1 rRNA gene is annotated in these 545 nt (G+C 47.3%); it reads right to left on the bottom strand.

Going from position 1 to position 545, the window contains the following annotated elements:
• Positions 1-321: ribosomal RNA gene (locus tag K7A41_RS00045) — 23S ribosomal RNA — on the bottom strand; the annotation flags it as partial.
• Positions 322-545 lie beyond the last annotated feature (224 nt).

Here is a 545-nt window from a genome sequence, read left to right on the forward strand (position 1 = left end):
CTGATTGGAGTTCATAGCTCAGTATTCTATCGTTGTACTACATCCCCGGAGATGCCGTAACATTACCGGTTTGGGCTGCTTCCCGTTCGCTGTCCAGTACTTGGGAATTCATTGTTATTTTCTTATCATACGCCTTCTTAGATGTTTCAGTTCAGCGCGTTCTCGTTTCATACGACTATTCTTCATATAGCCAGGTTGCCCTTTTCGGTAATCCACTGATCAATTCGCATTTGCCGATACCCGTGGCTTATCGCAGCTTATCACGTCCTTCATCTCCTCTGAGAGCCTAGGCATCCCCCGTGTGCCCTTATTTACTTTCTTCACCCCCCTAGCCCTTTTGCTCGCTAGGAAGCTGCATGGATATGCCATCACTGACATTATCCCTACTGTTGTCTTCTCTTGTAATTTTTTTCTCTTTCAGTATGTCAAAGAACTCTTTTTCCGGCTTCTCTTTTCGGAGCATCTATCGATGTCCCCCCGGAAACGTGGAGAATAACGGATTCGAACCGTTGACCCCCTGCGTGCAAGGCAGGTGCTCTAGCCAG

It is taken from the genome of Sphingobacterium sp. InxBP1 (assembly GCF_026191775.1).
In the GTDB taxonomy this organism is placed as follows: domain Bacteria; phylum Bacteroidota; class Bacteroidia; order Sphingobacteriales; family Sphingobacteriaceae; genus Sphingobacterium; species Sphingobacterium thalpophilum.